Annotated in this window: 23 protein-coding genes and 1 tRNA gene; 6 read left to right on the forward strand and 18 right to left on the reverse strand. The window is 69.5% G+C overall.

What is annotated here, in order from left to right; all coding sequences use genetic code 11:
• Positions 1–96 precede the first annotated feature (96 nt).
• On the forward strand, positions 97–258 hold the full coding sequence (locus E3D03_RS21375) for an ATP-binding protein (protein ID WP_411969800.1): 162 nt from the start codon (positions 97–99) through the stop codon (positions 256–258).
• A 444-nt stretch (positions 259–702) separates the two neighbouring features.
• On the opposite strand, the gene E3D03_RS06515 is transcribed toward E3D03_RS21375, so the two are convergent.
• The 14 genes from E3D03_RS06515 to E3D03_RS06580 all read right to left on the reverse strand — a co-directional run bounded on the left by E3D03_RS06515 (position 703) and on the right by E3D03_RS06580 (position 15514).
• A tRNA-Phe gene (locus tag E3D03_RS06515) sits at positions 703–778 on the reverse strand.
• Positions 779–855: 77 nt separating this feature from the next.
• Positions 856–1005, reverse strand: coding sequence for a DNA gyrase inhibitor YacG (locus tag E3D03_RS06520; RefSeq protein WP_263566289.1), 150 nt, complete (start codon positions 1003–1005; stop codon positions 856–858).
• Positions 1002–2063, reverse strand: a complete 1062-nt coding sequence (locus E3D03_RS06525) for a ribonuclease E/G (RefSeq protein ID WP_263566290.1) — start codon at positions 2061–2063, stop codon at positions 1002–1004. The genes E3D03_RS06520 and E3D03_RS06525 overlap by 4 nt, the downstream gene beginning before the upstream one ends.
• Positions 2060–2683, reverse strand: a complete 624-nt coding sequence (locus E3D03_RS06530) for a Maf family protein (RefSeq protein WP_062563788.1) — start codon at positions 2681–2683, stop codon at positions 2060–2062. The genes E3D03_RS06525 and E3D03_RS06530 overlap by 4 nt, the downstream gene beginning before the upstream one ends.
• 13 nt (positions 2684–2696) lie before the next feature.
• Positions 2697–2915: a translation initiation factor IF-1 gene (gene infA, locus E3D03_RS06535; protein WP_010397442.1), complete on the reverse strand. Its 219-nt coding sequence runs from the start codon at positions 2913–2915 to the stop codon at positions 2697–2699.
• Between the two features lie 172 nt (positions 2916–3087).
• On the reverse strand, positions 3088–4179 hold the full coding sequence (locus tag E3D03_RS06540; protein WP_263566291.1) for a FliM/FliN family flagellar motor C-terminal domain-containing protein: 1092 nt from the start codon (positions 4177–4179) through the stop codon (positions 3088–3090).
• Positions 4180–4329: 150 nt separating this feature from the next.
• Positions 4330–6987, reverse strand: coding sequence for an ATP-binding protein (locus tag E3D03_RS06545; RefSeq protein ID WP_263566292.1), 2658 nt, complete (start codon positions 6985–6987; stop codon positions 4330–4332).
• Entirely contained in the window at positions 6977–7231 is a 255-nt protein-coding gene (locus E3D03_RS06550; protein WP_263566293.1) for a hypothetical protein, read from the reverse strand. Before E3D03_RS06550 ends, E3D03_RS06545 begins: the two co-directional genes overlap by 11 nt.
• Positions 7228–7584: a response regulator transcription factor gene (locus tag E3D03_RS06555; protein ID WP_263566294.1), complete on the reverse strand. Its 357-nt coding sequence runs from the start codon at positions 7582–7584 to the stop codon at positions 7228–7230. The genes E3D03_RS06550 and E3D03_RS06555 overlap by 4 nt, the downstream gene beginning before the upstream one ends.
• A 22-nt stretch (positions 7585–7606) precedes the next feature.
• Complete coding sequence (locus tag E3D03_RS06560; RefSeq protein WP_263566295.1) at positions 7607–8890, reverse strand: helix-turn-helix transcriptional regulator; 1284 nt, start codon at positions 8888–8890, stop codon at positions 7607–7609.
• A 3-nt stretch (positions 8891–8893) separates the two neighbouring features.
• The gene (locus E3D03_RS06565) at positions 8894–9577 is read right to left on the reverse strand and encodes a response regulator (RefSeq protein ID WP_263566296.1); all 684 of its coding nucleotides are present in this window, start codon (positions 9575–9577) and stop codon (positions 8894–8896) included.
• On the reverse strand, positions 9577–10986 hold the full coding sequence (locus tag E3D03_RS06570) for a LapD/MoxY N-terminal periplasmic domain-containing protein (RefSeq protein ID WP_263566297.1): 1410 nt from the start codon (positions 10984–10986) through the stop codon (positions 9577–9579). The genes E3D03_RS06565 and E3D03_RS06570 overlap by 1 nt, the downstream gene beginning before the upstream one ends.
• Positions 10987–11065: 79 nt before the next feature.
• Positions 11066–14191 carry an efflux RND transporter permease subunit gene (locus E3D03_RS06575; RefSeq protein WP_263566298.1) on the reverse strand — a complete coding sequence of 1042 codons (3126 nt, stop codon included), beginning with the start codon at positions 14189–14191 and terminating at the stop codon, positions 11066–11068.
• A 33-nt stretch (positions 14192–14224) separates the two neighbouring features.
• A complete protein-coding gene (locus E3D03_RS06580) occupies positions 14225–15514 on the reverse strand; it encodes an efflux RND transporter periplasmic adaptor subunit (RefSeq protein ID WP_263566299.1) in 1290 nt (429 codons plus the stop codon).
• Positions 15515–15740: 226 nt separating this feature from the next.
• Between E3D03_RS06580 and E3D03_RS06585 the strand changes: the two genes are divergently transcribed.
• Complete coding sequence (locus E3D03_RS06585; RefSeq protein ID WP_263566300.1) at positions 15741–17372, forward strand: acyl-CoA synthetase; 1632 nt, start codon at positions 15741–15743, stop codon at positions 17370–17372.
• Positions 17373–17516: 144 nt separating this feature from the next.
• Here the strand turns inward: E3D03_RS06585 and E3D03_RS06590 are convergent, their stop codons facing one another.
• The 4 genes from E3D03_RS06590 to E3D03_RS06605 form a co-directional block, all read right to left on the reverse strand.
• Positions 17517–17990, reverse strand: a complete 474-nt coding sequence (locus tag E3D03_RS06590; RefSeq protein ID WP_263566301.1) for a GNAT family N-acetyltransferase — start codon at positions 17988–17990, stop codon at positions 17517–17519.
• On the reverse strand, positions 17987–19840 hold the full coding sequence (locus tag E3D03_RS06595; RefSeq protein ID WP_263566302.1) for a M3 family oligoendopeptidase: 1854 nt from the start codon (positions 19838–19840) through the stop codon (positions 17987–17989). Before E3D03_RS06595 ends, E3D03_RS06590 begins: the two co-directional genes overlap by 4 nt.
• A gap of 81 nt (positions 19841–19921) precedes the next feature.
• Positions 19922–20866 carry an alpha/beta fold hydrolase gene (locus tag E3D03_RS06600; RefSeq protein WP_263566303.1) on the reverse strand — a complete coding sequence of 315 codons (945 nt, stop codon included), beginning with the start codon at positions 20864–20866 and terminating at the stop codon, positions 19922–19924.
• 4 nt (positions 20867–20870) lie between these two features.
• Complete coding sequence (locus E3D03_RS06605) at positions 20871–21155, reverse strand: SCP2 sterol-binding domain-containing protein (protein ID WP_062563704.1); 285 nt, start codon at positions 21153–21155, stop codon at positions 20871–20873.
• A 238-nt stretch (positions 21156–21393) separates the two neighbouring features.
• On the opposite strand from E3D03_RS06605, the gene E3D03_RS06610 reads away from it, so the two are divergent.
• From E3D03_RS06610 to fdxA, 4 genes are all read left to right on the forward strand, one after another.
• Positions 21394–21924, forward strand: coding sequence for a tetratricopeptide repeat protein (locus E3D03_RS06610; protein WP_082724953.1), 531 nt, complete (start codon positions 21394–21396; stop codon positions 21922–21924).
• Entirely contained in the window at positions 21924–24839 is a 2916-nt protein-coding gene (locus tag E3D03_RS06615; protein WP_263566304.1) for a helicase-related protein, read from the forward strand. Before E3D03_RS06610 ends, E3D03_RS06615 begins: the two co-directional genes overlap by 1 nt.
• Positions 24836–25111, forward strand: a complete 276-nt coding sequence (locus E3D03_RS06620) for an RNA-binding S4 domain-containing protein (protein ID WP_263566305.1) — start codon at positions 24836–24838, stop codon at positions 25109–25111. The genes E3D03_RS06615 and E3D03_RS06620 overlap by 4 nt, the downstream gene beginning before the upstream one ends.
• A 176-nt stretch (positions 25112–25287) precedes the next feature.
• Positions 25288–25626 (forward strand): ferredoxin FdxA, encoded by a 339-nt coding sequence (gene fdxA, locus E3D03_RS06625; protein ID WP_018000202.1) that lies wholly within the window; start codon positions 25288–25290, stop codon positions 25624–25626.
• Positions 25627–25910 lie beyond the last annotated feature (284 nt).

Raw genomic sequence — 25910 nt, forward strand, 5'->3', positions numbered from 1 at the left:
TACCAGATCCTTATCATTGAGGAATTTGGCTTCTATCGAAGACCGGCCGAGTTGCTGTTCGATCTGATTTCGCGGCGCTAGAGGCGCGGATCAACCCTGGTCGCCAGCAATCGGTCCTTCGACAAATGGACCAAAACCTGCGGCTCCGAGCGTCGGATGGGCGCGCTGCTCGACCGACTGACCCACCATGTCGGCATCCTCGATATGAATGGCGAAAGCTACCGCCTTGCCAACAGCACAGCCCGCAAGCAGCGCTGATCCCCATCCAGAAAACTGCCCGCGATTGGTCCTGACGAGCCCAGCGCGCCACAGCACGCGCCAACTATGTGGAAAGCGCACCCGCCGCCGTGCCGCATACCCATCCAGCTGCCCTGGCTTTATGCCTCCGCCCATGCCGACTTTTGCGCCCCAGTTGACAGGTAAGGTGATCGCGCCCGCCGTGCGAAGCTTGGCAGCAAAGCTCCTGAACTGGTGGATCAGCCAAGCGCATGCGGAACGATGGGTGAGAATGACAATGCAGAGTGGAAATTCTTCGATTCAAGATTCGGTCTAGAAGACGCGGTAACCGATCACCGGCGGCAGGGTTCGCTTTGGAAACGATGTGCAAAATGTCCCGGTGTCCCCAAAGTGTCCCCAAATGCTATTTCGCAACGTAATCGAATGAGGCAGACGTCCTAAGTCGCTGTTGTCTTTGGAGAAAACTGGTGCCCGGAGACGGATTTGAACCGCCGACACGCGGATTTTCAATCCGCTGCTCTACCAACTGAGCTATCCGGGCGCCGGAGCTATCTTGCTTCGGACTGGCGCGTAGTTAGGCCAGGCTCGCCGCGCTGTCCAGAGCGAAAAGCGAAATTTTCACTCTTCCTCGTCGCTTTGCGGAAGCGGCGCGCCGGGGATGCGGTAATCGCCGCGAAACCAGCGCGCCAGATCGACATCCGCGCAACGCCGCGAGCAGAAGGGTCGGTAACGCTCGGAAATAGGCTTGCCGCAGATCGGGCATTTCATGCCGGCGACTCCGTCTCGGCCAGGCGTGAAAGCGGCAGGCGGTCGCGCTTGCGGCTGATCTCGTAAAGCCCCATCGCCGTCCAGCCGATCAGCACCGTCTCGGCCGATTCGGCGCGGAAGGCGGCGCGCAGCACCTGATCCAGCGTGCCGCGATCGCGCTTGGGGCAGGGGGCGAAGTCCACGACGATCTGACCGCCCAGGCCCCGCAGTCGCAATTGCCGCGGCAGGTCGCGGGCCAGCGCGATATTCGCCTTGAGCCCCGCTGCGGGCGAGTGGTCGCTGCCGGTATTGACGTCGATGGCAACCAGGGCCCGCAGCGCCTCGATCTCGGCCCAGGCGCCGCCGCCCAGGTCGAGGCGGGGTCGCAGCAGTTGCCGCACGGCATCGGCCGCGCCGGTCGATTCGAATGCGTCCTCACCCTCGGCAATGCTGTCGGGGGCGGGATCGGCCCAGTCCTGCCAGGCCTGTTCGGCCGGCTCGGGGGCGTCCAGCAACAGCTCGGGCGCACCGTCGCGATCGGCGGCGACGGCGCGGGCCAGGGCCAGCAATTCCTGAAGCTCGGCGGCGATCTCGTCCTCGGGGGTTTCGGCAGCGATGCTGCGGAAGACCAGGCCCGGCGGCTCGTCCAGCCCGGCCAGCGCGGCCTCGCCAAGCTGGACCAGCGCTTCGCGCAGGGCACCGTCGCGGATCCGGCGCGACACGTTCACGCCGGGCGCGCCGGGGGTGACGATCAGCGTGCGCCCGCGGAAATTCAGCCGCGACGAGACCGGGATGGCCTTGCCCTCTTCGGCGCTGCCGCTGACCTGGACGACCAGCGACTGCCCTTCGCGCAGGCCGCCGCGGTCGCGCAGATAGCCGCGCGCGCCCGCGGGCAGGCGCAGGAAGACGCCGCCCTGACCCTTGACCAGCCGGTCGACGCGGGCCCGGCAGATCGAGCCGGGCACCAGCGGCGTGGCGCCGGCGGGGTCGAGGATCAGATCCTCGAGCTGGCCGTCGAGCATCAGCGCGGCGGCGTTGCGACCAAAGACCTGGCCAAGGACGATCTGGCGACCCTTCATTCCGTTCGTTCCCGAATTCCGATTGCGGCGAGCAGCGTGGCGGTTTCGGCCAGCGGCAGGCCGACCACCGCGCTGTAGGAGCCCTGCATCCAGACCACGAAGGCCGAGGCCCGGCCCTGGATCGCATAGCCGCCGGCCTTGCCTTGCCATTCGCCCGAGGCGAGATAGGCGTCGATCTGGCCCGCGGTCAGCGGGCGGAAGCGCACGGTGGTCTCGACCAGACGCTCGCGCAGCCGGCCGGCACAGGCCAGCGCGACCGAGGTCAGCACGCGGTGGCGCCGCCCCGACAGAAGCTCAAGGAAGCGGCGCGCCTCGGCGGCATCGGCGGGCTTGCCCAGGATGCGGCGCCCGGCGACGACGGCAGTATCGGCGCAAAGCAGGGCGGCATGCGGGCTGAGGGCCTCGCCGGCCATTGCCTTTTCGCGGGCCATGCGCTGGACATAGTCGCGCGGCGCCTCGCCTCGCCTTGGGGTTTCGTCGATCTCGGTCGGAAGGACGCGGTCCGGGACGATGCCGATCTGCCGCAGCAGTTCGAGCCGGCGCGGGCTGGCCGAACCAAGGACCAGTTCAGGCAAGCGCGAGGACGCGCCGGGGGCGGGGGGCAGGTCCGGGGCCGTCATGCCGGCCACGGTATCATTTGAAGCGGTAATTGATCCGCCCCTTGGTCAGGTCGTAGGTGTTCATCTCCACCTGCACCTTGTCGCCGGCAAGGACGCGGATGCGGTTCTTGCGCATCTTTCCTGCCATATGTGCGATGATCTCATGGCCGTTCTCTAGCTCGACCCGGAATGTCGCATTCGGCAGGAGTTCCTTCACGACGCCGGGAAATTCGAGCATTTCTTCCTTGGCCATGTCTTCTCCTGTAGGGGTGACCCGCGCCTTGGCGGGCGCAAGCTACATGCGTCCAGACGGGGCGCTTTTCAAGGGGAATCTGGCCTCTGGAGGCCGTTGCCGGGTTTTGCGGGCGGCAAAAGCCCTCAAATTGTCGCAAAAGCCCCCGCCGGACCGGATGCGACCTCGCTGCTTAGCCGGCAAAGCGGACCGGCGTCGCGTCAGGGGCGGGCTCGGCGCCGCGGAACGGGTCGGCTTCGTGATAGTCCTGCAAGGGCGGCTCCTGCGGATCGGGCGGAAGCGACGTTGTAACGGCCGAGGTGGCGGCCAGGGAACCGGCCGGCCATGGCGGAGGAGCGGTCCGCGAGGCCGTCTCCTGCGACAGATCGCGCAGGCGGATGGCGTGAAAGCCTTCGGCCTCGCCCAGCCGGCCGCGCGCCAGCAACTGGCCTTGGGTGGTTTCGATGCGCGCGTCGTCGAGCACATTGGTCGGCAGGGGGATCAAGGCCCCGGGGGTCAGGTTGCGCAAGAGCTGCAGGCTGACCTTGCGCCGGCACAGGATGCCGACCAGGGCGACCGGAGCCTGCTGCACCACCTCGGCGAGCGAGGCCCCTGGCGCCTGCTCGACCGGCGCGACCGGGCTGATGCCGGGCAGAACGGCGGCGGGCCGGGCCGCTTCGGGCGGCGGGATGCGCATGTCGCGTTCCAGCGGCAGTGCGATCACCAGCGTGCCGTCGCGCTGTCCACCCGGACCGATGCGAAAGCGCAGTGTCAGTCGCACCAAGTCGCCATCCTCGAGCATCAGCGAAAGCGGGCGGGGATCGTCCATATAGGTGGCATAGCGGAAGGCGGCAAAATTTGGCGCGTCCTGGCCCTGGCATTCGCGCCCCAGCTCACCGAGCAGCGCATTGACGAAATCGGCCGAGATCGAGGCATCGGTGCGCGTCGGCTTGCGCGCCGGGGCGGGGCGGGCGGTGACACGGCCGATCGCCTGCATCTCGATCAGCGAGGCCAGCAGATTGGGGCAGATCGCGGCAACCCCGATGGCATCACGTCGCCCCTCGATCACGGCGAGCAGGGCGCGTTCCGGCAGGATTTCGGGCAATTCCGATAGGGTCATGCGCGCCAGTTCGACCTTTTCGACGAAGACCGGCAATTGGGCCTGGCGTTCCGCCGCCCGGCCGAGCGCGGTCGCGGCCGCCCGCTCCAGCCGAAACTCGGCCGGCGTCGCGATTGCCGATTGGGCGCGGGCGCTGCCGCGCGCCGCGATCCAGCGGTGAAGCACGGGGGCACCCGCCGCAAGCGCGGGCCCGCTGCCTGCTGCCGGTCCGGTGCTGTCGGGGCCACCCGCCTGTTCCGTTGCTGCGCTGTTCATAACCCACGCGAATCCATAACGACTTTCGCGCAACATGCCATGCACAGGTTGCCAAATGGTTTAACGCGCCGCATTTTCATCATTTTCCGCCCGGCGCGCGGGACGCGGCGGCAGCGAAATGCGGAAGCAGGCGCCGCCTTGGCCGGGCAGGTAAGCGATCGAGCCGCCTAGGAACTCCATGATTTCCTTGCAGATCGCCAGGCCCAGCCCGGCACCGCCGGCCCTGGCGGGATCGTTCAGCCGGGCGAACTTCTCGAAGATCAGCGCCTGGTTGCCGGCGCTGATGCCGGGGCCGTTGTCGGCGATGTCGATCTCGGTGCCGCCGTCCGGACTGCGGCGGCAGTCGATGCGGATCTGCGGCGCCTCGGCGCTGCAATATTTGCGCGCATTCGTGATCACATTGATCAGGACCTGAAGCAGCCGGTCCTGATCCGTGATCACAGGCAGGTGCTCGGCGGCGATATTGCGGCGGATGGCGAAGTCGCGCCCGGAAGCCGCGGCGCCGGCCGAGGCGAGCGCGCGCTCGATCAGGTCATGCAGGTTGAAGACGGCGGGCTTCAGCCGCGCCTTGCCGGCCTCGAGCACGGAAAGGTCCAGCAGGTCGTCCAGGAGACGGGTCATGCGGCCGGCCTCGTCATGGATGATGCCGGCAAAGCGGGCGCGATCCTCGGCCGGAAGATCCGGCTCCATCAGGAATTCGGAAAAGGCGCGGATCGAGGTCATCGGCGTGCGCAACTCATGGCTGATCTGGCCAAGGAAAGCGTCCTTCTGCGCGGAAAGCGCGGTCAGTTTCTCGTTGCTTTCCCGCAGCATGGCGGCGGTTCTTGCCAGTTCGGCCGAGGTGTTTTCCAGCCGCCGGTTGTCCTCGCGCGCGCGGCTGGCCTCGCCCGCCACCTCCATCAGGTCCGAAACGGTGACCCCGCCGCGCCCGCCGACGCGGGTCATCAGCGCCGCTGCGGTGGCGGCGCCGACGGTGCCGGCCAGCAACCGCTCGAAATCCGCGAGGAAGCGCGGCGTCAGGTCGGGCAGGTAGCCGCCCTTGCCCTGGCTTTCGGCGGCGCGGCGAAAGGTTTCCAGCGCATGATCGTTGCCCCAGAGCCGCCCGGCCAGCGTCAGCAGCGCCTCGGGCTGCACGGCCGGGGCGCCGTCGCCGGGCGCGGCGTCGGGCGCGACGGCGTGGACGAAGGACAGCGATTGCAGCCGCTCGGCCGGTTCGGGGAAATCCATCAGCGAGATCAGCACCAGAAGCAGCAGGTTCACCGCCAGCGCCAGCAGCACGGCACTGGCGAAAGGGTCGATGCCGGCCGGCATCGCCGGCTGCGCCAGAAGCCCCAGCGAGGGCAGGAATACCAGCAGGGTCCAGATCAGCGTGCCGCCGACCACGCCGGCGATGGCGCCGCGCCGCGTGGCACCGCGCCACAAAAGCCCCGCGACCAGCGCCGGCAGCACCTGCGCCATGCCGGAAAAGGCCACCGTGCCCATGGCGGCCAGCGCCGAGGTGCCGCCCGACATGCGGTGGTAAAGCCAGCCCGCGCCGATGATCGCGAGGATCGCCAGCCGGCGGGCGTTAAGCATCAGCGTGCCCAGATCCTCGGGTGCGCGCGCCGGTTCGGCCAGCGCGGCCTGGCGCAGCCGCAGCCACAGCGGCACCAGCCAATGGTTGGCCATCATCGTCGACAGCGCGATGGCGCTGACCACGACCATGGACATGGCCGAGGAGAACCCGCCCAGGAAGACCAGCGTCGCCAGGGCCTCGCGGCCCTGCGACAGCGGCAGGTCCAGCACGTAAAGGTCGGGATTGGCGCCCTTGGGCAGGATGTCGGCGCCGACCACGGCGATGGGCAGCACCAGGAAGGACATCAGCGCCAGATAGGCCGGAAAGGCCCAGCCGGCCTGGCGCAGCCGGTCCTCGTCGCTGGCCTCGACCACCAGGACGTGGAACATGCGCGGCAGCACCATCACCGCCGCGCCCGACAGCAGGATCAGCGTGAACCAGCGCTCGGGGTTGATCGGCCAGCCCTCGCCGCCGGCCGAGACGGACATGCGGTCGATCCGCGCCAGCACGTCGGCGGGGCCGTCGGCGATGCCCCAGATCACGAAGACCCCGACCGCGACGAAGGCGGCGAGCTTGACCACCGCCTCGACGGCGATGGCGATGACCACGCCGTGGTGGCGCTCGTCCACCGCAAGGTTGCGGGTGCCGAACAGGATGGCGAAGGCCGCGAGCCCCAGCGCCACCCAGACCGAGACATTGCGCGGCAGCGCGTGCTCGGGCGTGGCAAAGGCCGACAGCGCCATCGAGACCGACTGCAATTGCAGCGCGATATAGGGCGTCGCGGCCATCACCCCGATCAGCGTGACCAGCGCGGCCAGCCCCGCCGACTTGCCGAAGCGGCTGGAGATCAGGTCGGCGATCGAGGTCACGCGGTGCATCCGCGCCACCCGCACCAGCCGGCGCAAGCCCCACCAGGCGCCGGAAAACACGATGCCGGGACCAAGATAGATGGTCAGGAATTCCAGCCCCGAGCGGCTGGCGTAGCCCACCGCGCCGTAAAACGTCCAGGCCGAGCAATAGACCGAGAGCGACAGCGTATAGATCACCGGCCGGTCCATCCAGCGCCAGCGCCCGGCGGCGGCGGCACGGTCGGCGGCATGGGCCAGAAGGAACATCAGCGCCACATAGGCCACCGAAGCGGCGACCAGGGTTTCAGGCGTCATCCTCGTCCTCCGCCGAGGCACGTCCCAGCGCGCGATGCAGCGCGGCCGTGGCCACGATGGCCAGCGCCCAGGCCACCGCCAGCCAGACCGCGCCGCGGGCATAGCTGAAATGCTGCGGCAGCCAGATCGGCGGGATCAGCACCAGCGCCGCGAACAGCACCGGGACCAGCCGGGTCGCCTCGGCCAGCCGACGGCGGCGATAGGCGGTGCGGCCCAGGAACAGGCGGGGCGGGCGCAGCCTCATGCCTGCTCCAGCAGCTCGCGCACCACGGCGCGCAGATCGGCATTGGCGAAGGGCTTGGGCAGCACGCGGTCGGCGCCGGGCGGCAGGTTGGCGGTGCCGCGCGCCGACAGGAGCAGCACCGGCAGCGCCGCGAGGGCAGGGTCGGCGCGCAGGTCGGCCAGGATCTCGGCGCCGGACCGGCCGGGCAGCATTAGGTCCAGGATCAGCATGCGCGGCGCCAGCGCCCGGATGCGCTCCAACGCGCCGCCACCCTCGGGCCATTGCTCGCAGCCCCAGCCGTCGCGGGTCAGGATGAAGCGCACCGCCTCGGCGATGCTGGGCTCGTCCTCGATCAGCAGCACGTCGACGCTCATGCGCGGTTCTCCGGGATGGGGCTCATGCCGGGCCCAGGATCGAGGGTTCGTGCCGCGCCGGGCAGACCGTGCGGGGGCAGATCCGGCAGGCGGGACCGACGCCGAGCGCCGGGCGCGCGTCCTGGGGCCCGGCGGGGCGGATCAGCATCTGCGCCCGGCTCAGCACCGGGCCGTCGAAGCCCATCGGCAGCAGCCGCTCTGCCACCGCCCAGGCGGCAAAGCGGCGGCCGCCGGCGGTCTCGATCAGCCGCGCGACCGGCAGCTGCGGCTGGGCCAGGGCCTCGAACAGCGGCCAGAGCGCGCAGCCTTCGCCGGGGCGGGGCAGTTCGAAGCCGGGCGCGGCGTGGCGGAAAGGCGTGGCGCCCGAGCCGTCGCAGACGATCAGCCCGGCCTGCGCCCAGGGACCGGGGCGCAGCATGCCCAGCCGGCGCAGCACCAGATCCAGCGGCCGGCCCAGCCGCGCCGCGATCAGCGCCGGGTCGTCGCCGGTCTCGCCGGCCTCGTCCACCGCCGCCGCCAGCGCCGCGTCGGGCAGGGCGGCGCGGTCGCGGGCCTGCGCCACCAGCAGGTCGCGCGCCATCACCCGTGCCGCGTCCGAGGCCAGTTCGGGCGCATCGGCCGGGTCGGGCTGGCCGGCGGCGATCCAGGCCTCGACCTCTTCCTGCGGCGACATCGGCACGGCCTCGTCCTCGAAACTGTCGAGATAGGCCACCAGCGATTGCGCGGTGCGCGACAGGCGCTGGCTGTCGCTGTCCAGGTTGGCGTGGAAGCGGTCGCGCCATTCGCTTTCGATTTCCGGCGTCTCGGCCAGGATGGTCGCGGTCGCGCGCAGCGCCGTCACCGCCGATTGCACCTCGTGCAGCGTGGTCAGCAGATAGGGGTCGCGGGTCATGCGGTCCGACAGCGCGACCAGCCGGCGTTCCAGCGCGTCGGCACGGCGCACGGCCAGGGCCAGCACCGCCGCCCAGCCGGGAAAGCGGGCGGCGAATTCGGCGATCTGGTCCAGCTCGACCGGCTGCTCGCCCGCGCGCGCGGCCGCCTCGCGCAGGGCGCCGATCAGCGCCTCCTCGCGGTCCGAGGCAAGCTCGGTCGCGTCGATCTCCAACGCCTCGGCCAGCCGGGTCAGCAGCGCCTCGCCGACCGGGCGGCGGTTGTGCTCGATGAGGTTCAGATAGGCGGCCGAGATCTCGGCCCGCTGCGCCACCTCGGTCTGGCGCCGGCCGAGCGACAGGCGCCGCTCGCGGATGCGGGTGCCGATCAGCGGCCGGGCATGGGGCGAGCGGTGCGAGGCGGGCGGGCGCGCCATGGCTCAGACCTCGTCCCGGCTTTCGTCGAGATGGCGCACGGCCTTGACCACCAGATCGGCCAGGCTGGTGGCGCCCAGCTTGTCCTTCAGCGTCTGGCTGACGTTCGAGACGGTCTTGTAGCTGATATTGGCGCGGGCGGCGATGTCGCGATAGCTGAGGCCGCTGGCGATGGCGCGCAGGATCTCCAGCTCGCGCGGGGTCAGGCGCGGGCGGGCGGGGGCGGCGCCGGGGCGCTCCATCAGCGCGATCTTGCGGGCGAGGTCGGCGGGGACGTAATCGCGCCCGGCGGCCAGTTCGCGCAGCGCCTCGCAGATCTCGGCCGAGGGCGAATCCTTCATCACGATGCCGTTGCAGCCGGCCTGCAAGGCGCGCCGGGCAATGAGCGGGCTGCGATGCATGGTAAAGACCAGGATCGGCAGTTCGGCCCCGGCGGCGCGCAGCCGCTCGATCAGCCGCACCCCGGCCAGCCGCGATTCGCCCATGGTCAGGTCGATCACCATCAGGTCCGGGGCCGCGCGCCGCCATGCCCGCCAGCCCTGCAAGGGCGTCGCCGCCGCGGTAATCCGGCAGTCCAGCCGGCCTTTGGTGATCCATTCCCAGCCCTCGGCCACCACCGGGTGGTCGTCGACGATCAGCACCCGCAGGGCGGCGGGCTCGGCATCGGCGGCAGGGGCGCTGGCGTTCATCAATCGGTTTCCTGGTCCTGTGGTCCGGCCAGCGGCAGCCGGCATTCCGTCACGGTCATGGTGCCGTCGCGGCGGGGCGGCGTGTAGTCTCCACCAAGCGCGCTGGCGCGGTCGCGCATGCCGGCCTGGCCCAGCCCCTTGCGGCCGGCGGGCCGGGGGCCGGCGCCGTCGTCCTCGACCCGGGCCAGCAGCGCGGCGCCGGGTGCCGTGGCCAGCGCGACCCCGACCCGCGTCGGACGGGCGTGGCGCAGCGCGTTCAGCACGCTTTCGCGCACGAAGCGGAACAGCGCCACCCGCGCCGCCTCGTCGGCCGCGGGCAGGTCCTGCGGCGCATCGAGCGCGAATTCGACCTCGGGCGCCATGTCGGCGAATTCGAACAGCAGCTCCTGCAGCATTTCGGCCAAGCTCGCGCCCTCGGCCGGCGACAGGCGCAGGTCGTCGATGGCGGCGCGCGCGCTGGCCCGGATCGCCGCCGCATGGCGCGAGACCGCCGCCAGCGCCCCCGCCAGGGCCGGGTCGGCGGCCCCGCCGGCGCGTTCCCCGGCTTGGTCGATGGCGGCTTGCAGCGCGAAAAGCTGCGGGCCGACGCCGTCGTGCAGGTCGCTGGCGATGCGGGCGCGCTCGGATTCGGCCAGGGTCATCATCCGGCCCTGAAGGCGGCGGTTCTCGGCCCGCTCGCGTGCCAGATGGCTGGCCAACGCATTCACCCCGTCGCTGAGCTGGCCCAGCTCGGCCAGCCCGGTCTGCGGCGCCCGCACGGCCAGGTCCCCCGCCCGCATCCGCGCCAGCGCCGCGCCCAGCACCCCCAGCCGGCGCAGCACCAGCCCGGTGATTGCCATGGTCACGCCCAGCACCGCCAGCGCCATGCCGCCCAGCAGCGGCAGCATCAGCCGGAAATCGGCCCAGGCCTCGGCGATCTCGTCGCCGGGATCGGTGCGGATCTCGAGCACGCCCAGCACGTTCGGATATTGCGAGACCGGGATCAGGTCGGCCCGCGGGGCCGGGCGCAGCAGGGCGGCGAACCAGCCCGGCGGCGGGTCGCGCGGGGGCTGCGGCGCCAGTGGCAAGGCCACCGGCCGGCCGGTGGCGTCGCGCAGCTCGGCCGAGACATGGCGCTGCGATTCGATGTCGGCGGCGATCTGGCGCGCCTCGGCCATCATGTCGCGACGCTCGAAGGCGGTGGGCAGGCGCATGGTGGCAAAGGCATTGGCCAGCCCGAAGGCGGCCTCGGTCTCGGCGCGCACGGCGGCGCGGGCGTTCAGCATCAGCACCGAGACGACGATGGCAAAGATCGCGAGCCAGGCCAGCGTCGCGCCCCCCAGCGCCAGCGGGCGCAGCGCCACGCCATGCGGGCGGGGGCGTGCCTCATCCGCCTGCCGCACCCCTGCGATCTGGCCGGTCGCCTCCATGTCCCCTCCTGCGGCCCCTTGGCGAAAGACTAGGCCGGCGCGCGAAAGCCCGCAAGCGGGCTGGCGCGGGCAGGCCAGGTCAGGTGCGGGCGGCGCCCGGCTCGGGTGCCTCGGGCCGGCCGAGCGCCCGGCGCACCAGCACGAAGAACAGCGGCACGAACAGCACCCCCAGCACCGTGGCCGAGACGGTGCCGCCCAGCACCGTGGCGCCGATGGTGTTGCGGCCGTTGGCGCCGGCGCCGGTCGACAGCACCAGCGGCAGCACGCCCAGCGAGAAGGCGACCGAGGTCATCATGATCGGCCGGAAGCGCTGGCGCGCGGCCTCGATCACCGCCTCGAACAGCGGCTTGCCGTGTTGCTCCACCTGCTCGCGGGCGAATTCGACGATCAGGATGGCGTTCTTACCGGTCAGGCCGATGACGGTCAGCAGCCCGACCTGGAAGAACACGCCATTGTCGAAGCCGCCAAGCCAGGCCCCGACCAGCGCGCCCAGGACGCCGATCGGCATGGCGAGCATGACCGCGAAGGGGATCGACCAGCTTTCGTAAAGCGCGGCCAGGCACAGGAACACCACCGCCAGCGACAGCCCGTAAAGCAGCATGGTCTGGTTGCCGGCCGCCTGTTCCTCCAGCGAAAGGCCGGTCCAGGCCACGTCGAAGCCGGGCGGCAGCTGCGCCGCCAGCTCCTCGATGGCGGCCATGCCTTGGCCCGACGAGACGCCGGGCGCCGGGTTGCCCTGGATGTTCATCGCCGGCACGCCGTTATAGCGCGACAGGCCCTGCGGCCCATAGCTCCAGCGCCCCTCGGCGAAGTTCGAGAAGGGCACCAGCCCGCCGGCACTGTTCCGCACCCGCCATTTGTCGATGTCGGTCGGCACGGCGCGCGACTGCGATTCGCCCTGGACATAGACTCGCTTGATGCGGCCGCGGTCGATGAAGTCGTTGACATAGCTGCCGGCCCAGGCGACCGACAGCAGGCTGCCCACGTCCGAGGCCGAGACCCCCATCGCCCCGGCCTTGCGCCAGTCGATGTCGAGCTTGTATTCGGATGCGTCCTCAAGCCCGTTTGGCCGCGCCTGGGCGATGCGGCCGTCCTGCGCCGCCATGCCCAGAAGCTGGTTCCTCGCGTCCAGCAACTGCTCATGCGGCTGGCCGGCGCGGGCCTGCAGATAGAAGTCGAAGCCCGAGACGTTGCCGAGCTCGATCACCGAGGGCGGCACGATGGGGAAGGCCATGGCGTCGCGGATGCCCATGAAGGCCGGAAAGGCGCGGCCGGCGATGGCCTGCACCGACTGGTCGGCGCCGGGGCGCTCGTCCCAGTCCTTCAGCCGCAGGAAGGCGATGCCCATGTTCTGGCCCGAGCCCGCGAAGCTGAAGCCCGAGACGCCGAAGAAGCTGTCGACATTCTCGGATTCGTTCTCGGCGAAGTAATGCTGGATCTGGTCGATGACCGCGTCGGTGCGTTCCTGCGTGGCGCCGGTCGGCCCCTGGATCAGCGCGAACATGATGCCCTGGTCCTCGTCGGGCAGAAAGCCGGTGGGCGTGCGCAGGAACAGGAATACCATGGCCGCGCCGATGGCGGCATAGATCAGCATCATGCGCAGCGGCCGGCGGATGATCCAGCCGACCGCGCCGCCATAGACGCGCATGGTGCTGTCGAAGCCGCGGTTGAACAGGCCGAAAAGCCCGCGCGTCTTGTGGCCGTGCTCGTTTCTCAGCAGGGTGGCGCACAGCGCCGGGGTCAGCGACAGCGCCACGACGACCGACAGGCCCATGGCGCTGGCGATGGTCACGGCGAACTGCTTGTAGATCACCCCGGTCGAGCCGCCGAAGAAGGCCATCGGCACGAAGACCGCCGACAAGACCAGCGCGATGCCGATCAGCGCGCCGGTGATCTGGCCCATGGACTTGCGGGTGGCCTCGCGCGGCTCAAGTCCCTCGTCCTCCATGATGCGCTCGACGTTCTCGACCACGACGATGGCGTCATCGACCAGCAACCCGATGGCCAGCACCATGGCCAGCATGGTCAGCGTGTTGATGGTAAAGCCGAAGGCCGCGAGGATGCCGAAGGTGCCCAGCAGCACCACCGGCACCGCCAGCGTCGGGATCAGCGTCGCGCGCCAGTTCTGCAGGAACAGCAGCATGACGAAGAACACCAGCACGATGGCCTCGACCAGCGTCTTCACCACCTCCTCGATGGAAATCAGCACGAAGGGCGTGGTGTCGAAGGGAATGACGTAATCCATGCCCTCGGGGAAGAAGCGGGCGAATTCCTCCATCCGCGCCTTGACCCGTTCCGCCGTGTCGAGCGCGTTCGCGCCCGAGGCCAGGCTGATCGCCAGGCCCGAGGCCGGCTGCCCGTTGTAGCGGGCGTTGGTCATGTAATCCTCGGCGCCGATCTCGACCCGGGCCACGTCCTTCAGCAGGATCAGCCCGCCGTCCTGTTCGGCGCGCAGCACGATCTGCTCGAAATCCTCGGGCGTCGACAGCAGCGATTGCGCGGTGATGGTGGCGTTCAGCATCTGGCCCTGCGGCGCCGGCTGGCTGCCGAAGCTGCCGGCCGAGATCTGCGCGTTCTCGGCCGAGACCGCCGAGACCACGTCGCCCGGCGTCAGCTCATAAGCGGCCAGTTTCGACGGGTCGAGCCAGATGCGCATGGCATATTGCGCGCCGAAGACCTGGATCGAGCCCACGCCCTCGATCCGGCTGAGGTCGTTGACCAGGTTCGAGATCAGGTAATCCGACAGGTCCACCTGCTCGAAACTTCCGTCGGGCGAGGTCAGGCCGATGACCATCAGGAAGCCCGAGGCGGATTTCTCGACCGTCAGGCCTTGGCGCTGCACCGGTTCCGGCAGCAGCGCGGTGGCCTGGGACAACTTGTTCTGCACCTGGACCTGGGCGATGTCGGGGTCGGTGCCGGTCTCGAAGGTCAGCTCGGTCTGCGAACTGCCGGAGGAGGTCGAGCTGGACTTGAAATAGCGCAGCCCGTCGAGGCCGGTCATCTGCTGCTCGATCACCTGGGTCACGGTATTGGCCACCGTCTCGGCCGAGGCGCCGGGATAGGTGGCGCGGATCGTCACCGTGGGCGGCGCGATCTGCGGATATTGCGCGACGGGCAGGGACAGGATCGACAGGATCCCCAGACCCATGATCAGGATCGAGATCACCCAGGCGAACACCGGACGGTCGATGAAGAAGCGGGCCATATGCGGTTCCTGTCTTTCCTCGCGGTGTCGCGGTCAGTTCGCGGGCTGGGCCTGGTCCGCCGCCTCCGGCGCGGCCTCGGCGGGCGCGGCGCCTTCGGCCGGCGCGGCGTCGTCGGCGGCTTGTTCGGCCGGCTGTTCGGCTGCGGGCTGCTCTGCGGTCTGTCCGGCGGCAGCATCGCCGCCCTCGGCCGCCTTGCGTTCCTCGGGGGCGACGGTCATGCCCGGGGCGATCTTCTGGACGCCCTCGACCACGATGCGGTCGCCGTCGTCCAGACCTTCACTGACGACCCATTGGTTGCCGTGGTCCTGCAGCACGGTCAGCTGGCGCTGCTCGACCACGTCCTGGTCATTGACCACCAGCGCGATGGGCTGGCCGCGCCGGTCGCGGCTGACGCCTTCCTGCGGCGCCAGCACCACGTCCCTGGCGGTGGCCTGCTGCACCACGGCCTGCACATACATGCCGGGCAGCAGGATGCGGTCGGGATTGGCGAAGGCCAGCCGCAGCGTGACCACGCCGGTCGTCTCGTTCACATAGGGCTCGGCGGCGGTCAGCGTGCCCTCCTGGTCGAATTCGGTGCCATCCGCCAGGCGCAGCGTCACCTTCTGCTCGACATGCTTGGCGCCCTCGTTCTGCGCGGCCATGGTGCGGCGGAAGCGGATGACCTCGGCCGCCGATTGCGTCACATCGACATGCACCGGGTCCAGCTTGCGGATCACCGCGAGCGGCGTCGCCTGGCTGGCGGTGACCAGCGCGCCCTGGCTGGTCTGCGCCAGGCCGATCTCGCCGTCCAGCTCGGCGCGGATGGTGGTGCGCTCCAGTTCGATATTCGCGGTCTGCAGCTGCGCCTCGGCGACCTTGACCGCGGCCTCGGCGGCGTCGCGCGCGGCGATGGCGCTGTCGGTCGAGCTTTCCGAGGCGACGCGGCGGTCGCGCAGCGCGCCGACGCGCTCGGCCTCGCGCCGGGCGTTCTCGGCCTGGGCGCGGGCCTGGGCCACGGCGGCCTCGGCCTGGGCCACGGCGGCCTGGTAGGTGGTGGCGTCGATGCGGAACAGTGGGTCGCCGACCTTGACGTGGCTGCCCTCGTCGAACAGGCGCTCGGTGACGATGCCGTTGACCTGCGGGCGCACCTCGGCCTCGGCCGAGGCGGTGACGCGGCCGGGCAGGGTGGTGGTCAGGGGCACGTCCTGGGCCCGCAGCGTGACCACCGTGACCGGGGTCGGCGGCTGCTGGCCGGGATCCTGCGCCAGGGCCAGCGCGGGCATGAGTCCCGCCACGACGGGCAGAAACAGGGAAATCGCCATGCGGCGCGCGGGCGCTGACATCGTTCTTGCTCCGGGCAGTCTGGTCACGCTCCGATAACGAACAGTTTGGCCGGCGATTATCAATCCCAAATCCGCCCGGAATGCGCCGCCCGGATTCTTACCCTGGATTTTCTTCGTTCTCCAAATACCCACCCGGACCGCGCCACCGGGCGCTGTCAATCGCCCCCTTGGCAAAACCCGCCGCGACTGGCTTAGTCGCGGGCGCGCGATCGCGACGGAGGGGCAAGTGCCGCATTACGATATCTACAGCCAGGGCCTGGACATCTGTCCGGCGAATTACGCGCAGCTTTCGCCGCTGCGTTTCCTGGAGCATACCGCCCAGGTCCATCCTCAGGCGCTGGCCGTGGTGCACGAGGGCGTGCGCCGCAACTGGGCCGAGACCTATGCGCGCTGCCGCCGCATCGCCGGGGCGCTCGCCGCGCGCGGCATCGGCAAGGGCGACACGGTGGCGGTGCTGTCCGCGAACATCCCCGAGCTGTTCGAGAGCCATTTCAGCGTGCCGATGACCGGCGCGGTGCTGAACGCGATCAACACCCGGCTGGATGCCGAGGCGGTCGCCTTCATCCTCAGCCATGGCGAGGCCCGCGTGCTGCTGGTCGATCCCGAGTTTTCGGAACTGGCCGAGCGCGCCGTCAAGATCGCGCGGGGCCGCGAGATCCTGGTGGTGGACATCCTCGATCCCAGCTACCCGGGCGGCAGCCGCGTGGGCGCGCTGAGCTATGACGACCTGCTGGCCGAGGGCGATCCGGACTTCGACTGGCAGATGCCGGCCGACGAATGGGACGCGATCTCGCTGAACTATACCTCGGGGACGACGGGCGATCCCAAGGGCGTGGTCTATCACCACCGCGGCGCGGCGCTGAATGCGCTGGCGAACATCACCTCGTGGCAGATGCCGCATCATGCGCGCTATCTGTGGACGCTGCCGATGTTCCATTGCAACGGCTGGTGCTTCCCCTGGACCATCGCCGCCAATGCCGGGGTCTGCGTCTGCCTGCGCGCGGTGCGGGCCGAGCCGATCTTCCGCCTGATCCGCGACGAGCGGGTGACGCATTTCTGCGGCGCGCCCATCGTGATGAACATGCTGGCCAATGCCCCCGATGCGCTGAAGGACTTCGACCATCCGGTCAAGGCCATGGTCGCGGGCGCGCCGCCCCCGGCCTCGGTCATCGCCGCGGTCGAGGCCATGGGCATCGAGATCACCCATGTCTATGGCCTGACCGAGACCTATGGCCCCTCGGTCGTCTGCGCCTGGAAGACGGAATGGGACGCGCTGCAGGGCGAGGCGCGCGCCCGCATGAAATCGCGGCAGGGCGTGCGCAACCCGGCGCTGGACGGGCTGATGGTCGCCGACCCCGAGACGCTGGCGCCGGTGCCCGCCGACGGTGAGACCATGGGCGAGGTCTTCATGCGCGGCAACAATGTGATGAAGGGCTATCTGAAGAACCCCTCGGCCACGGAAAAGGCGTTCCGGGGCGGCTGGTTCGCCTCGGGCGACCTGGGCGTGATGCATCCCGACGGCTATATCGAGCTCAAGGACCGTTCCAAGGACATCATCATCTCGGGCGGCGAGAACATCTCCTCGATCGAGGTCGAGGACGTGCTCTACAAGCATCCCGACGTGCTGGAGGCCGCGGTGGTCGCCCGGCCGGACGAGACCTGGGGCGAGACGCCCTGCGCCTTCGTGACGCTGAAGCCCGGCCGCGCGGTCGAGGCCGAGGCGCTGATCGCGTTCTGCCGGCAGAACATGGCGCGCTACAAGGTGCCGAAGACGGTGGTGTTCGGCGAATTGCCCAAGACCTCGACCGGCAAGATCCAGAAGTTCGTGCTGCGGGACCGGGCGCGCGCCCTGGGGTGAAGCCGGGTGCCCCGGCGCGCGGTCGGCGGGGTATTTGGAAAACAAAGAAGGCTCGGGCGCGGAGCGCGCGCGCGGGCCGGGTTCGTGGCGTGGTCGGCGGGGTATTTGGAAAACAGTGAAGGCTGGAGGCGTCGGGTGCTGGCGTCAGCCGCGCAGCGGCAGGCGCAGGATATGCTGCGGGCCGATCTGGCCGCCGTGGTGGAGCGCGCCGGTATCCCGGAAACCCGCCGCCAGATAGACGGCGCGGGCCAGGGGGTTGGCCTCGTTCACCGTCAGCACCAGCGCGCGGGCCTGGGGATAGCGGCGCGCGACATAGGGGCCGAGCGCCCGCATCGCCGCCTTGCCGCTGCCCTTGCCCTGCTCGCGCGCGTCCACCATCACGCCGCGCAGGCCCAGCTCGTCCGGCGCGGCGAAGTCGTAGCGCGCAGCATAGGCGCGGTCGATCTTGAAGAAGCCGACCGGCCGGCCGTCGCGGGCGATCAGGTGGAAGTCGCAGCCTGGCTCGTCGGCCTGGAAATGGCCGGCGATGGTGCCGCAGAAGGGTTCCTGCTGCGGCGTCACGGCGATATGAGCCACGCGGTCGTAACCGTCGCGGCCCAGCGGTTCCAGCGTGATCACGCCTCCATCGCCTCGAGCTCGTCGATGAAGCCCTCGATCATCGCGAGGCCCTTGTCCCAGAAGGCCGGGTCCGAGGCGTCGAGGCCGAAGGGCGCCAGCAACTCCTTGTGATGCTGCGCGCCGCCGGCCGAGAGCATGGCGAAATATTTTTCCTGGAAGTCGGGCAGCCCGTCCTCGTAGGCGGCATAGAGCGCATTCACCAGCCCGTCGCCGAAGGCATAGGCATAGACGTAGAAGGGCGAATGCACGAAATGCGGGATATAGGTCCAGAAGGTCTCGTATCCCGGCATGAACTCGAAGGCATCGCCCAGCGATTCGGCCTGGATCGACATCCAGAGATCGTTGATGTCCTCGGGCGTCAGCTCGCCCTTGGCGCGGGCGGCGTGCAGCTTGCATTCGAAATCGTAGAAGGCGATCTGGCGCACGACCGTGTTGATCATGTCCTCGACCTTGCCGGCCAGCAGCGCCTTGCGCTGGCCCTTGTCGGTGGTTTTCGCCAGCAGCGCGCGGAAGGTCAGCATTTCGCCGAAGACCGAGGCGGTTTCGGCGAGCGTCAGCGGCGTCGAGGCCAGGAGTTCGCCCTGTCCGGCCGCCAGGCGCTGGTGGACGCCGTGGCCCAGCTCATGCGCCAGCGTCATCACGTCGCGCGGCTTGCCGAGATAGTTCAGCAGCACATAGGGATGCACGGTGGTGACGGTCGGGTGCGCAAAGGCGCCGGGCGCCTTGCCGGGCTTGACGCCGGCGTCGATCCAGCCCCGCTCGAAGAAGGGCTGCGCCAGTTCGGCCAGTTTCGGCGAGAAGCCGGCATAAGCGTCGAGCACGGTCGCTTCGGCCTCGGGCCAGGCGATCAGGCGCGGCGTCTCGGTCGGCAGCGGGGCGTTGCGGTCCCAGACCTGCAGCTTGTCGAGCCCCAGCCAGCGCGCTTTCAGCCGGTAGTAGCGATGCGACAGGCGCGGATAGGCGGCGGTGACGGCATTACGCAACGCCTCGACCACCTCGGGCTCGACATGGTTCGACAGGTGCCGCGCGGTCTGCGGCGTCGGCATCTTGCGCCACTTGTCCTCGATGGATTTTTCCTTGGCGAGCGTGTTGTGGATGCGCGCGAAAAGCTTGATGTTCTTGCCGAAGACCGCGGCCAGGGCCTTGGCTCCGGCCTCGCGCCGGGCGCGATCGTGGTCGGTCAGCAGGTTCAGCGTCGCCTCGATGCCCAGCTCTTCGCCGTCCACGTTGAAGGTCAGCCCGGCGGTGGTCTCGTCGAAGAGCCGGTTCCAGGCGGCGGCACCGACGACGGAATTGTCGTGCAGGAAGCGTTCCAGCTCGTTCGACAGCTGATAGGGGCGCATGGCGCGCATGCGGTCGAACACCGGCTTGTAGCGTGCCGGGCCGTTCGGGGCCGCGAAGACCTCGGCATAGCGGGCGTCGGGGATGCGGTTGAATTCCAGGCTGAAGAACACCAGCTTGGTCGTCGCCGTGGTGATGCGGTCCTGCATGTCGCCCATCAGCTTGGCACGGGCCGCGTCGGTGGTGTTCTGGTAATAGCGCAGCCCGGCATAGGACATGATCCGCCCGGCCAGAACGTCGATCTCCTGGTAGCGCTCGATGCATTCAAGCATCTTGTCCGGCCCCAGCGCGACCAGCTTGCCGTCATAGTCGCGCGCGAAGGCGGAGCAGGCCGCCTCGACCGCCTCGAGATCGCGGGTCAGTTCCGGCGCGTCGGGTGCCGGGTAGAGATCGCTCAGATCCCATTCCGGCAATTGGCCCAGTTCGGGGGCGTCGGCGGCAACGGGAAGCGCGTTCTCGTCCCGCGGCAGGGCGCGGAGGGGCAGGGGGTGGCAGGCAGAAATCGTCATGATCGGTCCTTTCCTCTGGCCCATCATGTGACCTTTGCTGCGCCGGGGCGCAAGTCCCAGAGGCACCGCCCGGCCCGCGGCCTAGGCCGTCATCACCGCCGCGAAATGCGCCAGCGCCGCCTGCAGGAACAGGTCGCGGACGGGATCGCGCTCGATCATCGGCTCGTGCCGGCATTGCGCAAGTTCGAGAAGCCGGGCGCTCGGCCAGGCGGCGGCGCGGCTGCGGATGGCCTGGGGCGAGACGATGCGTTCGCCGTCGCCAAGCGCGATCAGTGCCGGCAGGCCGGGCGGCGGCAGCGTGGCCAGGCGGCGGCATTCCAGGATCGCCTCGCGCAGCCAGTCGTTGCTGGCGCCGCCGACCGAGATGTCGCGCCAGGCGGCGGCCTCGGCCACCAGCCGGCCCCAGCGCTGGCCGTCATGGGTCAGCAGGTTGTCGTGGAAGGGGTCCAGCAGCACGAAGCTTTCCTCGCCGCCGGTGCGGGGCGCGGGATGGCCGCCGCGACCCAGCCGCGACAGCAGCGTGGCCAGCGCCAGCGCCGCCGGCTCGGGGATGCCGCGCAGGTTGATGCCCCACATGGGCGAGGAAAACACCACGCTCGCCACCGGCAGGCCGCCGTCCAGCGCCGCAAGCCCGATGGCCCCGCCCATGGAATGCGCCAGCAGGTGCCAGGGCTGCGGCAGGTCCAGTTCCTGCGCCGCCACCACCAGCTCGACCACGTCGCGCTGGTAGTCGGAGAAGGCGCCGATATGGCCGGGGCGGCTGTTGTCCTGCAGCCGGTCGGACATGCCCTGGCCGCGCCAGTCCATCGACAGCACGTCAAGGCCCGCCGCATTCAGGTCCGCCGCTACGGCGGCGTATTTTTCCAGATATTCGGTGCGCCCGGGGAACAGCAGCACCGTCCCCGAGGCGCCGCCCGCCGCCCAATGCGCCGCCCGCAACCGCACCCCGTCCTCGGCCCGCAGCCAGAAGGCGCGGACGAGCGGCAGCGGGTCGCCCGGAAGCGTGTTGAAGGGCGCCGGGTTCATCGCGTCAGGACAGAAGCGCCCCCAGGCGCATGGCGGTGCCCATGGCGCCGTCGACCTTGAGCTTGCCGGTCATGAAGGCGGTCGTGGGGTTCACGTCGCCCGCGATGATGCCCTCGAAGGTCTCGCGGCTGGCGGTCAGCGTCACCTCGGCCTCGTCATCCGCGGCGCGGGCGCCGTTCGCGTCGATATAGACCGAGCCTTCGCCCTCGATGACGAATTTGGCGGTGCCGTCGAAGCCCTTGGCTTTCTCGTCCAGCGCGGCCACGGCGGCCTCGACCACTTTGCTCATTCCATATCTCCTGTTCTCGTCTCTGGTATTGGTTGGGTGGGAGGTTTACATGGGGAATATGCGTTGGCCAGTCCCTGATTTCCATCATGCCGTCGCGGCAGGGCTTTTCCTGGGGCTGCTGGTCCCCGGCGCGGCCCCGGCATGGCCGGATGGCGCCTTTCGGGCGATACCGGTTCAGGATGCGGCCCCGCAAGAGAATTCTCCTGAAAAAGAGAGCGATCCGCCCGCCGCGGACCCCTTGGCCGAGCCCGCCGCCCCGGCCGAGCCGACCGTTGCGGCGCTGGCCCGCGACCGCGAGGACCTGGACCTGCTGTTCGCCGAACTGGCCCAGCCCGAGGGCGAGGCCTGGGCCCGGGCCGAGACCGACATCCTGCGCATCTGGTCGCGCTCGGGCTCGGCCGCGATGGACCTGCTTTACAAGCGCGGCGAGGCGGCGCTGGACGCGGGCGACACGGCGACGGCCATCGGCCACCTGACGGCGCTGACCGATCACGCGCCGGATTTCGCCGCCGGCTGGTATCTGCGCTCGGTCGCCTTCTACCTGGACGGCGATTATGGCCCCGCGATCGCCGATATCGAACAGGTGCTGCGGCTGGAGCCGCGCCATTTCGGCGCGCTGACCCAGCTTGGCACCATGCTGGAGGAGCTGGGCGACAAGCGCCGGGCGCTGGAGGCGTTCCAGGCCAGCCTGAAGATCCACCCGCACCAGCAGGACGCGCAGGATGCGGTGACGCGCATCGAACAGGAATTGCAAGGCACGGACGCCTGATGAACGACAGATCCCGGGTCACGGCGGTGCTTGGCCCGACCAATACCGGCAAGACCCATTATGCCATCGACCGGATGCTGGCGCATCGCACCGGGGTCATCGGCCTGCCGCTGCGCCTGCTTGCGCGCGAGGTCTATGACCGCATCGTCAAGGCGCGCGGCCCCTCGGTCGTGGCGCTGGTCACGGGCGAGGAGCGCATCGTCCCCGAGCGCGTGCAATACTGGGTCGCCACCACCGAGGCCATGCCCGAGGTCGGCGCCGATTTCGTCGCCATCGACGAGATCCAGCTTTGCGCCGACCCCGAGCGTGGCCATGTCTTCACCGACCGGCTGCTGAACATGCGGGGCCTGCACGAAACCCTGTTGCTGGGCAGCGACACCATGCGCCCGGCCATCGCCGCCTTGGTGCCGGGCGTGCAGTTCATGCGGCGCGAGCGGTTTTCTACCCTGTCCTGGGCGGGCTCGAAAAAGATCAGCCGGATGCCGCCGCGCTCGGCCATCGTCTGCTTCTCGGTCGATGAGGTCTATGCCACGGCCGAGCTGATCCGCCGCCAGAAGGGCGGCTGCGCCGTGGTCATGGGCGCGCTGTCGCCCCGGACCCGCAACGCCCAGGTCGCGATGTATCAGAACGGCGAGGTGGATTTCCTGGTCGCCACCGACGCCATCGGCATGGGGCTGAACCTCGACATCCGCCACATCGCCTTTTCCGGCACCGAGAAATTCGACGGCCGCCGCTATCGGCCGCTGTTCCCGCATGAGCTGGGCCAGATCGCCGGCCGCGCCGGGCGCCATACCGAGCCGGGCACCTTCGGCGTCACCGGCGACGCCTCGCCTTTGGACGAGGGGCTGATCGAGGCGATCGAGAACCACCGCTTCCAGCCCATCGCGCGGCTGATGTGGCGCAATGCGGCGCTGGAATTCGGCACGGTCGAGCGGCTGATCGCCAGCCTCGAGGCCGCGCCGCAGTCGGAATGGCTGAGCCGCGGGCGCGAGGCCGACGACCTGCGGGCGCTGAAGACGCTGACCTCGATGCCCGAGATCCGCGACATGCTGACGCATCCCAAGGATGTGCGGCTCTTGTGGGACGTGTGCCGGATCCCGGATTTCCGCTCGATCTCGGCGGCGGAGCATGCGACGTTGCTGGCGCGCATCTTCGGCTTCCTGCGGGTCGGCACGGTGCCCGGCGACTGGCTGCGCAAGCAGATCGAGCGCATCGACAAGACCCAGGGCGATATCGACACATTGTCGAAACGATTGGCATTTATCCGGACCTGGACCTATGTCGCGCAGCGTTCGGGGTGGGTTTCCGACGAAAGTCGTTGGCGCGCCGAGACGCGCGCGGTAGAAGATCGACTGTCGGACGCGTTGCACGCGGCGCTGACGCAAAGATTCGTGGACCGGCGCACCTCTGTGCTGCTGCGCCGGCTCAAGCAGAAGGAGAGCCTTTTGGCCGAGGTGAATGACAAGGGCGAAGTGACGGTCGAGGGCGAATTCGCCGGCCGACTGGAAGGCTTCCGCTTCCATGCCGATCCGAATGCGACCGGGGACGAGGCGAAGATGCTGTCCCGCGCCGCCTATGAGGCCCTGAGGCCCGAGTTCCACCTGCGGGCCGATCGCTTCTACAACGCGCCGGACACCGAACTGGACTTTACCGAGCAGGGCGGCCTGATGTGGGGTTCGTCTGCCGTCGGCAAGCTGGTCAAGGGCGCCGAGCCGCTGAAACCCGGCGTCGAGGCCTTCGTCGACGAAGAGGCCGGCCCGGACATCGCCGAGAAGGTGCGCCGCCGGCTGCAGCATTTCATCGACCGCAAGATCGCCACCGCCTTCGAGCCGCTGCAGGCGCTGAAGAATGACGAGACGCTGACCGGCCTGGCCCGCGGCTTTGCCTTCCGCCTGGTCGAGGCGCTGGGCGTGCTGCCGCGCGAGGGCGTCGCGAACGAGGTCAAGGAGCTGGACCAGGAGGCGCGCGGCCTGCTGCGCAAGCATGGCGTGCGCTTCGGCCAGTTCACCATCTTCCAGCCGGCGCTGCTGAAGCCGGCGCCGACCCGGCTGCGGCTGGTGCTCTGGGGCCTCGACCAGGGGCTGGCGGAGTTCCCGGAAAGCCCGCCCCCGGGGCTGGTGACGATCCCGAACCTGCCGGACGTGCCCAAGGGCTATTACACGCTTTCGGGCTATCACCCCGCGGGTGAACGCGCGATCCGCATCGACATGCTGGAACGGCTGGCCGACATGCTGCGCGGCCAGGACAGCCGCGGCGGCTTCGAGGCGACCCCGGACATGCTGTCGATCACCGGCATGACGCTGGAACAGTTCTCGGGGCTGATGGGCGGCCTCGGCTATCGCGCCGAGCGCGGCGAGCGCCCCAAGGCCCGCGCCGAGGCGCCGGCGCCCGCGCCCGCGCCCGAGCCGGCCGATCACGAGCATCCGCTGACCGAGGAGGAAAGCGCGCTGGCCGCCGAGACCCGCGCCAGGTGGGAGGCCGAGCAGGCCGCCCGCAAGGCCGCCGAGGCCGAGGCGGCGGGCGAGGCGGCCGAGGAAGCCGCGCCCGAGATGGAGGTGTTCTACACCTTCACCTGGGCGCCGCGTCCGCGCGGTGGCCATCGCCGCCCCGAGCGCGGCGAGCGTCAGGGCCAGGCTGCGCAGGGTGAACGCGCGCCGCGGCCGCAAGGGGAGCGCGGCCCGCGCCGGGACCGCGACGGCGACAAGCCGCGCGAAGGCGGCAAGCCCTTCGAGGGCAAGCGCCGCGGCGACGACAATCGCGGCGAGCGCGGACCCAAGGGCAAGCCGCGCTTCGACAAGGGCAAGCCCCGCCACGAGGGCCCGAAAAGCTTCGAGGCCCGCCCGCCGCGCGCCGAGAAGCCGATCGATCCCGACAGCCCCTTCGCCATCCTGGCCTCGCTCAAGAACAAACCGTGAGCGAGGCGGGGGCGGACACGGTCCGGCTGGACCGCTGGCTGCATTTCGCCCGGGTGTTCAAGACCCGCACCCTTGCCGCCGATGCCATCGTCGGCGGGGGAATCCGGCTGAACGGCCAGCCCTGCAGCAAGCCCGCCCAGCCGGTGCGACATGGTGACACGGTCACCGTCTCGGCCCATGGCCGGGTCCGGGCGCTGCGGGTGCTGAACTGTGGCGAAAGACGCGGCCCGGCAACCGAGGCCGCGACGCTTTACGAGGAAATCGGCCCCTGATTCGGCGCTGCGGCGCGGCATTCCCGGAACCCCGTTCCGCGCCCGCGCGCTGGTCTGGAATGTCGTCCCGCGGCCCCGGCCTTGCCTGTGATGCCCGTCTTTTCACCGGCGCCGGCCTTGAATGATGATCGCGTCAGGCGTAACTACCCGCTCAGGAAAGCAGGAAACAGCGCCCCATGACCTACGTCGTCACCGATAACTGCATTATGTGCAAATACACCGATTGTGTCGAGGTATGTCCCGTCGACTGTTTCTACGAGGGCGAGAACACGCTGGTCATCCACCCCGACGAATGCATCGACTGCGGGGTCTGCGAACCGGAATGCCCGGCCGACGCCATCCGCCCCGATACCGAGCCGGACATGGAGACCTGGGTCGAGTTCAACCGCAAATATGCCGAACTCTGGCCGGTCATCACCCGCAAGAAGGACCCGATGCCCGGCTATGAGGAGATGGACGGCCAGCCCGGCAAGCTTGAGAAATATTTCTCGGAAGCGCCCGGCGAGGGGGATTGAGCCCGCGCCCGACCGGTCATGCTGCGCTGCGGCGACTGTGGTCGATGGGCATAAATCGTCGCATTTGTCTGCAAGGACGTAGCGTAAGGCGGCGGGAATCGTTAGATGGCGCTTTGTGGACAAGGACGAGCGATTCGTCCCCGTCCACGCATCGGTTCTGCCGGTGAAGGGTTGCGAGTTCCTGATTTTACGATGGTTTTTCACAGACGGCGGAACCGATGCCGCTTTGCAGCGAGGCTTTGAATCGCGGCGTATTTTATGATATGATGCCGGCATATCGCGCC

The sequence above is a fragment of the Paracoccus sp. DMF genome, from assembly GCF_004407025.1.
Lineage (GTDB): Bacteria > Pseudomonadota > Alphaproteobacteria > Rhodobacterales > Rhodobacteraceae > Paracoccus > Paracoccus aminovorans_B.